General features: G+C 47.3%; 10 protein-coding genes. 7 read left to right on the top strand and 3 right to left on the bottom strand.

The window, feature by feature from the left end; all coding sequences use genetic code 11:
- Positions 1-116 precede the first annotated feature (116 nt).
- The 3 genes from KGF65_RS11830 to KGF65_RS11820 form a co-directional block, all read right to left on the bottom strand.
- Positions 117-1118 (bottom strand): FAD:protein FMN transferase, encoded by a 1002-nt coding sequence (locus tag KGF65_RS11830; protein ID WP_101872941.1) that lies wholly within the window; start codon positions 1116-1118, stop codon positions 117-119.
- Positions 1119-1164: 46 nt separating this feature from the next.
- Positions 1165-1575 carry a peptide deformylase gene (locus KGF65_RS11825; RefSeq protein WP_101872942.1) on the bottom strand — a complete coding sequence of 137 codons (411 nt, stop codon included), beginning with the start codon at positions 1573-1575 and terminating at the stop codon, positions 1165-1167.
- 127 nt (positions 1576-1702) lie between these two features.
- Complete coding sequence (locus tag KGF65_RS11820) at positions 1703-2176, bottom strand: hypothetical protein (protein WP_050340190.1); 474 nt, start codon at positions 2174-2176, stop codon at positions 1703-1705.
- Between the two features lie 459 nt (positions 2177-2635).
- Here KGF65_RS11820 and nrdD point away from each other — a divergent pair, with 459 nt between their 5' ends.
- The 7 genes from nrdD (at position 2636) to KGF65_RS11785 (ending at position 12171) form a co-directional block, all read left to right on the top strand.
- Positions 2636-4858 (top strand): anaerobic ribonucleoside-triphosphate reductase, encoded by a 2223-nt coding sequence (nrdD, locus tag KGF65_RS11815; RefSeq protein ID WP_050340191.1) that lies wholly within the window; start codon positions 2636-2638, stop codon positions 4856-4858.
- Positions 4791-5372 carry an anaerobic ribonucleoside-triphosphate reductase activating protein gene (gene nrdG, locus KGF65_RS11810; RefSeq protein WP_050340192.1) on the top strand — a complete coding sequence of 194 codons (582 nt, stop codon included), beginning with the start codon at positions 4791-4793 and terminating at the stop codon, positions 5370-5372. Before nrdD ends, nrdG begins: the two co-directional genes overlap by 68 nt.
- 210 nt (positions 5373-5582) lie before the next feature.
- Positions 5583-6263 (top strand): EAL domain-containing protein, encoded by a 681-nt coding sequence (locus KGF65_RS11805; RefSeq protein ID WP_050340193.1) that lies wholly within the window; start codon positions 5583-5585, stop codon positions 6261-6263.
- A 15-nt stretch (positions 6264-6278) separates the two neighbouring features.
- Positions 6279-7412: a GGDEF domain-containing protein gene (locus tag KGF65_RS11800; RefSeq protein ID WP_216748545.1), complete on the top strand. Its 1134-nt coding sequence runs from the start codon at positions 6279-6281 to the stop codon at positions 7410-7412.
- A 447-nt stretch (positions 7413-7859) separates the two neighbouring features.
- Positions 7860-8393: a PTS glucose transporter subunit IIA gene (locus tag KGF65_RS11795; RefSeq protein ID WP_050340195.1), complete on the top strand. Its 534-nt coding sequence runs from the start codon at positions 7860-7862 to the stop codon at positions 8391-8393.
- A 521-nt stretch (positions 8394-8914) separates the two neighbouring features.
- Positions 8915-9157 carry a cytochrome b5 domain-containing protein gene (locus tag KGF65_RS11790; RefSeq protein WP_065674859.1) on the top strand — a complete coding sequence of 81 codons (243 nt, stop codon included), beginning with the start codon at positions 8915-8917 and terminating at the stop codon, positions 9155-9157.
- Between the two features lie 374 nt (positions 9158-9531).
- Positions 9532-12171, top strand: a complete 2640-nt coding sequence (locus KGF65_RS11785; protein WP_216748544.1) for a collagen-binding domain-containing protein — start codon at positions 9532-9534, stop codon at positions 12169-12171.
- The last annotated feature ends 177 nt before the right edge of the window (positions 12172-12348 follow it).

Genomic DNA, 12348 nt, shown 5'->3' with positions numbered 1-12348 from the left:
CTAGCCAAGCAAGCTCATGACGATGAAAAGCCTACGCTATGGATACTAGTCGGCTGACAAGAGACAATTGATGGACGCTTATTCTGTGGCCAACGACTTGCAAGGTCAGGGCAGGCCTAAATCAACTTAAATCGCTTATCCAATAAAGTCACGCTGCTGGCAGGCAGCCCGACGACTTGAATCTCGCGTTGTTTCGTCACAAAGATGGCCCCGTAAATATCTGGTCGGTCGGCGGCCCAGCCAGGGAGGGGTTGTCCGGCAAAGAAGAGGCGGGTCGTTTCAATCTCACCATCAATGGAAGCTTTCGTAAAGACCGTGACACTTTCCAGGTCGTTTTGACGGGGATAACCGGTCTTGGAGTCGAGGATGTGGTGATACGATTGGCCGTTGAATTCGAGGTGACGCTCATAGATGCCACTTGTGACAGCGGAGCAAGCGCCAATTGTAATACTGGCAATCGCATTACCACGGTCAGTCGTTGGGTCCTGGATCCCCACGCGCCACTTGCCATCCGCATGTAGCGGTGAATCGCCGACCATCAGCAAGTTGCCGCCCAGGTTGATCATGCCAGCGCGTTGTCCGAAGGCTTCCCAGTAATCCTGGATGCGGTCGGCAATGTAGCCCTTCGCAATCGCGCCGAGGTCTAATTCCATGCCGGGCGCTTTCAAAAACACGCTCAAATCGGCGTCGTTACAGACAACCTGATTCGGGTCGATCAAGGCCAAACGGGCGTCGATCTCTGCTTGTTCAGGAACGTGTGCATTATCGAAGCCAATGTGCCAGAGCTTCACTAAAGGTCCAATCAAGGCGTTAAAGCCGAAGTGTTGGCGGCTGAGTTCGACGGCTTGGTGGACGAGGCTGTAAGTCGCCGCGCTGACTTGAACCGGATGCTGACCGGCGGCATGGTTGATCGCCATGACTTCAGAAGCGGTGCGATTAACGGTGAGCCGGTCCTCATACTGGTCAATCAATTGGCAGGCGGCGGTCAAATAACGGTCGCTATCACTGCCGAACAAAGTCAGGTCAATATCAGTTCCGAGTGCGTGGTGCGCTTGATGGCGCCGCTGTTGTGCAAATGCTGGAATCGCGGGGTCGTCGTTATAAGTTAAAGTGGTCATAATACCAGTCCTATCTCTGAAATGCCAGCTTGTTCAGTAAGCTGAACTAAATTAGTTTTCCCGCTAGGTGGTCCAATTCGTGTTGAATGATTTGAGCAGTGAAGTCGTTGAACCGTTGTTGTTGGGGCTTGAAATGTTGATCTTTATATTTCACGGTAATCTGATGATAACGTTGCGTGGACCGTTCGCCTGATAACGATAAGCAGCCTTCAGTTGTCTCGTAAGCACCATGGTGGTCAATAATTTTAGGATTGATCATTGCAATCGCAAATGGGCCTAGTTGGACAACGATAATCTGTTTGTTGACGCCAATCATGTTGGCGGCCATGCCGACGCAGTTATCCGTGTGCGCGGCCAGTGTTTCCAGTAAGTCGGTGACGACCGGTGCGTCGGCCGGGGTGGCAATCGTCGCGGGGACACTTAATGCGGCGGGGTCGTGAACAATGGGTCGAATCATATCAGTTCCTCCATATCGTGGGTTTATTAGTTCAATTATAGGGAGCGGTTCACCGAGAAGCAAGCCGTTCGCAGGTGTGAGCTCAAAACACCCCACGCAATCTGTCTGCGTGGGGTGTACTAAGTCCTTAATTATTAACTTTAAAAGTCGGCGTGAGACTGCTGGTCTTTAAGGCCTGAGTCGTCGTGGTTGGTATCTTACTCCGATTCGGTCGCCAGTTCGGGTCTTTGACCAAGGTTGTCGCCGTTCCCTGATAATCGAGCGTCATACTGTTGGCATTATTGAGTGTTAGCACGGCGGTCGCCTGCTTGATTTTTACAGTCAGCTGCGTCTCATCCAGCTTGAAATCAGTATGGTTGCGCGCAGGTGATTTACCGGCTTGAAACAAGCCAAGCTGGTGTTCGGTATTCAGATATAGGCTCGTTGCGGGATCTTTGCTCACCCAGCGTCCTAAAAAGTCGCGGGACGTGACGGATTGCACGGCATGGACTGTTGACGTTGTTGGTTGAACCGGCTTAGCGGTAGGTGATGTCTTTGATTGGCACCCGGCGAGTAGACCGCTAAGCAGTAATCCCACAATTATGCCTCTAATTTTTTGCATAATTATTCTCTCCTCCAAATGCCCATTTTCCCCTGTAGGGCTTATTCACCATTATAGCGAATATGTCATCTTATTTAAACTAAATTGTCATACTCATCGTGAAATAATTAATTTTAAGCGATTTGATTGTATTGTGCTTAATTGGCGGCGAATGATCTCGACCGTTTTTGGTCATGAAAAAACGTGAAAGCCACTAAGACGGGCGTTCGATTGAAGGTTAAGAATATTGACTAAATATTCACAATGAAAGTGTAAACTGATACAGAAAATAATTTTAAAATATTCCAAAACTACGCCAATTCGATGGCTAGTGAGTCTTGCTGTACGCAACTGTATTTATCAGGCGATTTGAGCCATAGGCATTTTTAATAAAATGAGCTACTATATATAGTATTGATTCAAACGGAACGTACTATCAATTGTATGGACTTGATGACTTTGAAAAGTGGGGAATGTAAGATGCTGACAACGACAACTAAGGATATTTTAGACGAATTACGGCCACTACCGGTCACGAAACGGGGCGGAGCACAAACCAAGTTTCACCCCTATAAATTAGACTTTGTCTTACACCAGTTATTAACGACTGAGGATGAGGTGCGCGTCGTTAAGCAAGCCCTAGTCGCTTATTATCGGGATGCGGACGGCATTGACACCCGGGAACTCCGGACGACACTGATGCAGATCTTGAATGCTCAGGGCTTGACTCAAGCGGCCCAAGCTTATCAAGACTACTTTGATGCTGAACAAGAACGCTTTGCGGCGGCAACGAATGTGCAGGGACGGATTGAAAAATTATTCGAACGCGATGCCAGCGTTGTGCATGAAAATGCAAATAAAGATAGTACGATTTTTAATACCCAACGTGATTTGGAAGCCGGCGCTGCTAGTCGGGCACTAGGTCTGAAGATGTTGCCAGATCTAGTCGCTAAGGCCCATTTACGTGGTGATATTCACTGGCATGACCTCGATTATTCACCGGTCACGCCTGAAACGAACTGCTGTCTGATTGACTTTGACGGCATGTTCAAGCACGGCTATAAGATTGGTAATGCGGAAGTTGCCTCGCCACGGTCGATTCAAACCGCTACAGCCCAGATGGCCCAGATTATTGCCAACGTTGCGTCGCTGCAATACGGTGGTTGTTCTGCCAACCGGGTCGACCAGTTGTTAGCCCCCTATGCGGCCATTAATTATCAAAAACACTTGGCGGATGCTGAAAAGTGGGTCGCTGAAGACCAGCGCGAAGCCTATGCTAAGGCCAAGACGAAAAAGGATATCTACGATGCAATGCAGGCCTTGGAATATGAAATCAATACATTATATTCATCACAAGGGCAGACGCCGTTTACGACCGTTAACTTTGGTTTAGGGACGAGCTGGATCGAACGCGAGATTCAAAAGGCGATTCTCCAGATTCGAATCAAGGGTCTCGGTAAGGAACATCGGACCGCAATCTTTCCCAAATTAATCTTTACGATGAAGCGCGGCCTGAATCTCAGTCCCAACGACCCGAATTATGATATTAAGGAACTGGCCATCGAATGTTCGACGAAGCGGATGTATCCAGATTTGTTGATGTATGACAAAATCAAGGAATTGACTGGGAGCTTCAAGACACCGATGGGCTGCCGTTCCTTCTTGCAAGGCTGGCGTGACGAGAACGGGGTGGAAGTCAACTCTGGTCGGATGAACTTGGGCGTGGTAACGGTCAACTTGCCACGCATCGCACTCGCTGCTCATGGAGATCAACAGCTGTTCTGGGAGATTTTTGAAGAGCGGATGCAGACTTGTCATGAAGCGCTAGCTTACCGAATCGAACGGACGAAGCAGGCTAAGCCGGAAAACGCACCGTTACTGTACATGTACGGAGCATTTGGCAAACGGTTGCCAGCCGGTGGTAACGTTGACGAACTCTTCAAGAATCAACGGGCGACGATTTCTCTCGGTTATATCGGGATTTATGAAGTCTGCACGACATTCTTCGGTCCTGACTGGGAAAATGATACGCATGCTCGCGAGTTTGCCGAGACGGTCGTCAAGGCCTTACGTGACAAGTGTGCTAAGTGGGCGGCTGAAAGTGGCTACCATTACAGCTTGTATTCTACGCCAGCTGAATCGTTGACCGATACCTTCTGTCGCGACGATATTGCCAAGTTCGGCCGGGTCGCGGATATTACGGATAAGGAATACTACACGAATAGTTTCCACTATGACGTCCGCAAACACCCGACCCCGTTTGATAAGCTGACGCTAGAAGAACGCTTCCCGAAGTACGCCTCGGGTGGCTTCATTCATTATTGTGAATATCCAAATCTGACGCAGAATCCTAAGGCCCTAGAAGCAGTCTGGGATTGGGCCTATGACCACGTCGGTTACCTCGGGACCAACACTTCCATCGACCAATGTTTCAAGTGTGGGTTCAAGGGTGAATTTAAGGCAACTGCCCGTGGGTTCGTGTGTCCCGAATGTGGCAACCATGACCCGAAATATTGTGATGTGGTCAAACGGACGTGTGGCTACCTCGGTAACCCACAACAACGGCCAATGGTTCATGGTCGTCACGTTGAGATCGCGTCCCGTGCTAAAAATATGTCTCCGGAGATGATTAAAAATGCCGCGCGCTACGAAAGGACCAAACAATCCGATGCCCAAAGAATGGCTGGCAAAGGACTTAAGTGAACAATATGTTGCTGATTACAAGGCATTTAACTTTGTTGATGGGGAAGGGGTCCGCTGCAGTCTCTATCTGAGTGGCTGTCCCTTTCATTGTCCCGGTTGTTATAATGTCGCCGCTCAGAATTTTCACTATGGGCAGCCCTATACGACTGAGCTTGAAGACCAGATTATCGAGGACCTTAGTCAGTCGTACGTGCAAGGCCTGACCTTGCTCGGCGGCGAACCGTTTTTAAATACGCAAGTCGGTATCCGCATCTGTGAACGGGTCCGCGCCGAATTTGGCCATACGAAGGACATCTGGTCATGGACTGGGTACACTTGGGATGAGCTTCAACAGGATTCGGAAGACAAATTAAAGATGCTATCGCTGATTGATATTTTGGTCGATGGTCGTTTTCTGCAAGACCAGATGGATCTCTCACTGCAGTTCCGTGGGAGTGCCAATCAGCGCATCATTGATGTCCCTAAATCATTGTCAACTGGCGATGTCGTTATCTGGGATAAGTTGGTTAAATAAAATTGAGCAATTAAAAATGACGTTGTAACTTAGTTGTTACGACGTCATTTTTGTCGTGGACTAAATATAACGGTTACATATTAGAATTGATTATTTTTTTGGTTAATGTCTGCAACTATGTCTCGATATTTTAGTTAAAAGCGGTTATCCTTTACAGGAGTAGTCAATATATATTGACATAAAGAATCTAATTAAAGCGAGGTTTCGTGAATGTATCGTTTCTTTGTTCAACCTCAAGTTGACCAGCGGCGTCGGGCCGTGTTTGGGTACGAATTATTATTGCGTAAAGAAATGGATGGTCGTTGGGCAGTACCGCAATCATTCACTGAACTACCGTTAGACAAGCAAGCGGACTTGTTAGCACAGTTAGCCGGACAGTTGAAGACTAAGGCGACCAATCAAGTGTTGGCCTTGAATCTCAACCGTCAGCAGGCGGAAGATGACTTAATGTTAGGAACGATTATTTATCTCAAAAAGCGGCTCAATCCGGCTGCGCTAACGATTGAGTTAACAGAAAGTCCGTCATTAGCCGAAATTCAGAAATACAGCCTCTTCTTTCATCAGTATGGGATCAAACTGAGTATCGATGACGTTGGGACTGGCTCTAACACATTTGAAAACATTCAGCATGCATTACCATTTGTTGATCAAATCAAATTTGCCATGCAAAATCTGCGGATGAGCGGACAAGCCGAACGTATTCCTCGTGAAGTGGCGTTTTGGCGCGATGTGGCACAGGACTACCATTTAGAATTCATTCTGGAAGGTGTCGAAGACCAAAAGGATCAAAAAATGGCGGAACAACAAGGCATCGAGCGCCATCAAGGCTATTACTATGGCAAGCCTCGCTTGATTGCTGATGATTGTCAATTCGTAAATGGCAGCTGCTAGGAAAGGGTCCTGACAATGACATGGTCTTATTGGCGAATTTCGCCGTTTGTAACAAGTATCTTTTTTATCCTCGGGGTGTTGACACTCTACTGGGTACTGTTCAATTGGATTACGTCCTGGTTCCATGCCCGTCACATTAACATTGATGATGATACGATCAATGCTCGGCATGGCGTCATCTACATGTTGGTCTTCGTATTTGTGATGCAACTGTCGGTCATCGGCCAGGCGAATAGTTGGGAGTTTGTGAACTTTCACCTGATTGCCGTCATCTTCTGTGCCTTCTTCCTCAACATTCGAATGCCGTATTACACATTGTTACCAGTGGTCATTGTGTACATGGTTTTCGACCAATCGATTTTCTTCTGGGAATCTTGGAGTTATGCGGCCGTGTTCGTGGGTTTCTTCTGGAGCCTGAATTACTTACGGCTGTGGGTGCAGAAGCATGCGCATAGTTGGGTCTATTACTACGGGACGGTTGGCTTCTTCGGCGGTGTCTTGTGGGGCTTGATTAAAGTCAAGTACTCGCTGAGCTGGGAGAACACGTTACAGGAGTACGGATACCTGCTGATTTTTGCCGGTTTACTCTACGCCTACGTCAATATGCTGACACAGGATAGTGAGATCAAACTGCGACTCGCTCAGTTTGCCAGCCACGACGCATTGACGCAAACGGAGAACTTCGCGGCCTACACGGAGCATATCAAATATTTATTTGATGACAGTACGGCCAATAATTTAAACTTATCAATGATGATGTTTGATATTGACCACTTCAAGCACGTCAACGATACCTATGGTCACTTGGCTGGTGACCGCGTCTTACAGGAAGTCTCGGAAACCGTCCAGACGGTGTTGAGCGAAAATGATCCAAAGGTTAAGCTGTATCGGACGGGTGGCGAGGAATTCAACGTCCTATTTCCTGGCTATGATCTAGTCAGCACGCGTGCCATTGTTCGGCAGATTTTTGCAGCAGTTAATCATTTGGTCGTTAAGTACGGTGACCAAGAAATTGCCGTCTCGATATCGGTCGGTGTGTCAACCTTGCATCAAGCGGATGACAGCCCCGTCGATTTTTATAATTGGGTCGACCAGAATCTGTATTTCTCAAAACGCCATGGTCGCATGCGTGTGACGGTTGATCAGTGATAATCGATGGTCAGTTGGTCATTACACTTTTTAATAAGCAAGTCAATGATAGTAACTTTGAATCTTCAGCATTCAAGGTTACTTTTTTTTTACGCTCAATTCAAAGTCGATAGTGGGATGTCGCTTGACTGTCCACAGATGGCTGATACGGGCATTCTGACTTCTGCCGATAATTTCCGGTATTGCGGCGTTAGTGAATAAAGCGCTTCATAGCTTGTTCGTTAATTGAGTTTACGAATGAACCTCTGCAGGCTCAAACTACCGTTAAAACTGTTGATTATGCTGGTATTCTGGTTTTATTATGGTAAAGTTTATGTTGAAAGGATAACAGTCAATGGCTTGAACTAATTGATTTACACTCGGTTGAGGGCAAGTTTTTTGGCAGCAGATTATCAGCGTGAGGTTCAGTAGTCGACACATCATTTAATGATTAAGGAAGTGAGAAGTGTGCCAGTAGTTATCAGCTCATTGATTCCCGTAGTTGCGCCGGTCAAACGCCAGATTATTAGTGTGACGACGCTTGCCAACACGGTACATCTATATGGGCTACTTGGGTTTAAAAAACAAATATTCCCAGTGACCGACCAAATCGTTGCGCCCTTTGGTGGGGTCATCACCGCTGTGGCTGTCGATGAACGGCGGGTCGGCTTTCGTGCCACGAATGGCCTGGTCGGCTGGTTACGAATCGGACAGTTAACAAATCAACTGGAATCATCGATGATTGATTTTAAAGTCAAACCAGGCGACACCGTGGTTGCAGGACAAGTGATCGCGAATCTGGTTTCAATACTGGCACGCCGTTTGCAGCCAGTCGAAACTGCGCTCAAATTGACGATCAAACGCGCATTAGACCAGGGACGTGAACGTCTGCTGGTCGCGAGCAATCATGTCGATCCAACCGGTACTGTGATTTCAGGCATTACGACTAGCATGGCTGGTAATCACCGGGTCGCAACGATCGGACCACCGAGCTGGGATTAATGTCAGACAATAAGCAATCGACGTTCCTAGATACGGGGTGTGTCTAGACGTCACGCTTCGACGCAGTCCTAATATGGACAGTAGTGGCTGAGGTGTGCGTTTTGTATAACGCAGATAGGGGCAGTCCCGGCGTTGTTCGGGATTGGTTCACAAGGTCGTCGTGTTGACAGACACGGCGTCGCTGATGGTATTAAGGTATTAAGGTAAATCAGTAGGAATAGCAGTCATTGGTCAGCGACTAAGTTTTGGTAGACTTATCTGCACAGCTGCTATTTAACAAACTGAACTGGGACGGTCGTGATTGACGCCCGTTCAGGCAACAGTTCGGTTTCTAGAATTACGACGGTCAAAGGTTAGGGCCAATGTTACTCAGGTGGTTATGGGGGTATAACGACCTGGGCAGTGGTTTAACGTCGCGTATAAACCTAATGAATGTACGAAAGTTTGGTTAAAGGCGAATCGCTTGCTTTTACTTGGCAGTCCAGCTTATCATGAAGATAAACTGTGAAGGAGTGATTCGGATGAGCGCTATGACATTTAACCAGACTGAATTATCCAAATATAATGGTCAAGATGGTCAACCCGCATATGTGGCGGTTGATGGTGTTGTTTATGATGTAACGGGGGTTGCAGCATGGGCCGGTGGTAAGCATCATGGTAATCTTGCCGGTCAAGAATTAACAACGGTCATTGACACGAAATCCCCACACGGTCGTAAAGTATTGAATAATTTGACAGTGGTTGGCCAGTACGTGGCTGATTAAATTAACGAAGACCAGTTGCCTAGCAGCTGGTCTTTTATGATGCCTTTTTTGAGGGGAGCGTCTAATTGATGAACAGACGTGCATGAGGTTGTCGTTGGAATCAGTGGGGTTACATTTGAACTGCTCATTAAATGATGTGATTCTTATCGGCTTATTGTCATAATCTCATATTTGTTAGCCGTTATTAAAGTAGTAATAACGCCGTTAAGCCAGTGTTATCAGCGGTAGTAAGTGTAGTGGTTATGTTAACACCTTGACTATTTATACTGCAATATAAAATAAATTATATAAATGGTTGAATGTTGTGTACAATAGCGTGAAAATAGAGTTTGAATTAAAGGATAACTAATTAAAGAAATTAGGTGGGGTTCACGATGGAACGTAAACAAACACATTTTAAGATGTATAAGATTGGCCGTCGGTGGGTATTTGCCTGTGCGACGGTCTTAACATTAGGACTCACAACGCTTGGGGCGCGGGCGGATTCAACCACGGCCAACACTGATACGGCCGCTGCAGCCACAACCAGTGCGACGACTGATAAGTCAGTGAACAATCAAAGCCAAACGTTGAAGACGACGGTTGCGTCTGACGCGACGACTGATACTAGCAAGTCAGATCAAGCAACAAGCACCGATACGGCGTCTCAAACCGCAACAACTGACGATGATGCGACGCAAACGACGGCGAGCTCGTCATCTGACAGCCAAAAAGTGGTCAGCGGCACGACTGATGCTTCGTCAACAACCTCGCAGACGACCCAGTCAGTAGCGGGGACTACTAAGCAAGCTGATACGGCGGACAAATCGACGACTAAGACAACGGCTGCCGATGCGACGGCCACGACCACGGCTGCCAAGGCTAGCACGGATACTGACGCGACCAAATCGTCGACTAGCGCAGATTCTGACGATACGACCAGCACTGATAGTAACAATGCAAAAGCCGCAACGACGGACACTGATACAGCCAGTGCAGTAACGGCAACCACCGATACCACTGCCGCTGAGACCAGCACGGATACTAATGATACAACCGCTACCACGAATTCAGCCAAGACGACTGCTCAAATGGTTAGTGCGCAAACCGTTGCGACGACGCTTAGCCAGGCTGTGACGCAGGCCAATGATGCGGTGGCGGATGGTGGCAATGTCACGGACGACTATCCTGATTTACATAACATGCTCGGGGTCTCGTCACAATTTCACATTTTTGCTCGCGAAGCGGAACTGCACGCGCACACTAATGGGAATATTGCGGTTCAAAACCTAGTCGGCAACGTTAACTTTGGGACGAATATCATTGAAGAATTGTTGGATAAGGATATTTCTTACATTCAAAATATCACCAACATTGCCGGTAGTTCGTTTGTCTCGGCTGGTGAAACTCGTAGTAATAAGGTCATCTTTGGCGAAAATATCGATATCGATGTCTCCAATCCTAATCGGCCAATGGTCAACGGCGTTTATATCGACCATTTGCTGGCGTCTGAAGTGTATCAAGATAAAGATGGCAACGTCTATATTGATTTTGACGCGGAATTTGCCAAGCTGGAAAAACTCAGTGCCAGTTTGAGTGAACAAACTCCAGAAGCTACTTATTCTAACGATAGTTTTGATGATATGAATCAGCGGGTCATCGACGTCACGGGTATGGAACCGGACGCTGACGGCCATATCGTCATCAACTTATCCGCGGATGTTCTCAATACGAGCACACCGCTGACGATCAAGGGCTTATCGGCGGATCCTGACGGTAATACAGTCATTATTAACGTTGATACGGCCGGCAGCACCAATTATCAAGTCAATTCGCAAATCAAGATTATTTACGATGACGGCACGGAACTGAATAACCAGGAAACGGAAGACTTTGGGGATAATCACTTACTCTGGAACTTCTATGATTCGACGGCTAGTGACAAATTGGCTACCGGCGTTATCAGTGTGGACCGGCCATTCCAAGGCAGTATCTTAGCACCCGCCGCGGAAATTGATGCCAATCAAAATATCGATGGTAATCTGATTGCCAACAAAGTCAATGTTAAAGCAGAAACCCACCGTTGGGACCTCCAGGATAATGTTGATAATGAAAATGATCCTGACACGGACGAACCGGACCCTACTGAACCGGAGGACCCAGAACCTGTTGAACCAGGCGGCCCAGCGCCTATTGATCCGGAAGAACCAGGCACGAACGAGCCGGAACCGAATGAACCTGAACCTAGTGAGCCAGAAGAACCTGGCACGAACGAGCCGGAGCCTAATGAACCAGAACCTAATGAGCCGGAAGAACCAGAATTTCAAAAACCAGTTCATCCGACGTTAGATGTTGAAATGCCAAACTTTGATGAAGATGAAGAAGAAGCCGAGCCTGACGAAGAAACGCCAGTCGAAGAACCTGAAGTTCCAGACGAAGAGACGCCTGATGAAGAAGAACCAGTCGAGGAGCCTGAAGAACCGGACGAAGAGGCGCCAGACGAAGTTGAGTATCAGAAGCCAGAACATCCAATCATTGACGTTGAAATGCCTGATTTTGATGAAATCGACGATGAGGCTGAAGCCGAAGAAGCGGAAGAAGAATTTGAGGATGAAATCGAAGACGAGATTGAAGCGGGCGTAGAACCTGATGAAATTGTCGATCAAATCGTCGATGAAGTTGAAAATGAAATCGATGCTGGCTGGGTCACTGACGAAACCGTTGAGGAACTAGAAACGGCATTCGAAGAAGTCCAAAAAGAAGCGGTCACTGGCGACCAAATCAATGACGAAGAGACCCTACTGAACTTGATCGATCAGGCGATTGCACAAGCGAAAGCCCATCACAATTCAGCGTTAGTTGCAGAGTTGCAAGCACTTCGGACCAAAGTTGCGGCGGCTTTAGCAGTGGCACAAGGCAAGTCGCTGCCACAAACGAGTGAAACGTCGAATCAAGCCATTTCTTTAGCTGGAATTGCCTTGGCAAGCACGTTAATGCTAGGCGCGTATGCCAGTCGACGCAAACGGCAAAACTAATTGAAATAAGTGAATCGTGGTACTAGAATCGCTGCTGCCAGTCATCAAGTTTTGACTTGATAACCAACAACCAGTGACAGAGAACCTGAATAGATACGGCTGATAATGCAGAAATAAATGGCATTATCAGCCGTATTTTTGTCAAAAAAATGTCACTAAACCAAATTGGTCTAGTGA

Origin of the sequence: Lactiplantibacillus sp. 30.2.29 (assembly GCF_018991255.1) — a bacterium.
Taxonomy (GTDB): domain Bacteria; phylum Bacillota; class Bacilli; order Lactobacillales; family Lactobacillaceae; genus Lactiplantibacillus; species Lactiplantibacillus pentosus.
The sequence above is the reverse complement of the archived record's forward strand: the minus strand, read 5'-3'. Positions and strand labels throughout refer to the sequence as shown.

Bases quoted from the DNA above. Each gene is read 5' to 3' on its own strand.
- KGF65_RS11830 (WP_101872941.1), bottom strand. From the start codon at position 1,118: ATGACCACTTTAACTTATAACGACGACCCCGCGATTCCAGCATTTGCA.
- KGF65_RS11825 (WP_101872942.1), bottom strand. From the start codon at position 1,575: ATGATTCGACCCATTGTTCACGACCCCGCCGCATTAAGTGTCCCCGCG.
- KGF65_RS11820 (WP_050340190.1), bottom strand. From the start codon at position 2,176: ATGCAAAAAATTAGAGGCATAATTGTGGGATTACTGCTTAGCGGTCTA.
- nrdD (WP_050340191.1), top strand. From the start codon at position 2,636: ATGCTGACAACGACAACTAAGGATATTTTAGACGAATTACGGCCACTA.
- nrdG (WP_050340192.1), top strand. From the start codon at position 4,791: ATGCCGCGCGCTACGAAAGGACCAAACAATCCGATGCCCAAAGAATGG.
- KGF65_RS11805 (WP_050340193.1), top strand. From the start codon at position 5,583: ATGTATCGTTTCTTTGTTCAACCTCAAGTTGACCAGCGGCGTCGGGCC.
- KGF65_RS11800 (WP_216748545.1), top strand. From the start codon at position 6,279: ATGACATGGTCTTATTGGCGAATTTCGCCGTTTGTAACAAGTATCTTT.
- KGF65_RS11790 (WP_065674859.1), top strand. From the start codon at position 8,915: ATGAGCGCTATGACATTTAACCAGACTGAATTATCCAAATATAATGGT.
- KGF65_RS11785 (WP_216748544.1), top strand. From the start codon at position 9,532: ATGGAACGTAAACAAACACATTTTAAGATGTATAAGATTGGCCGTCGG.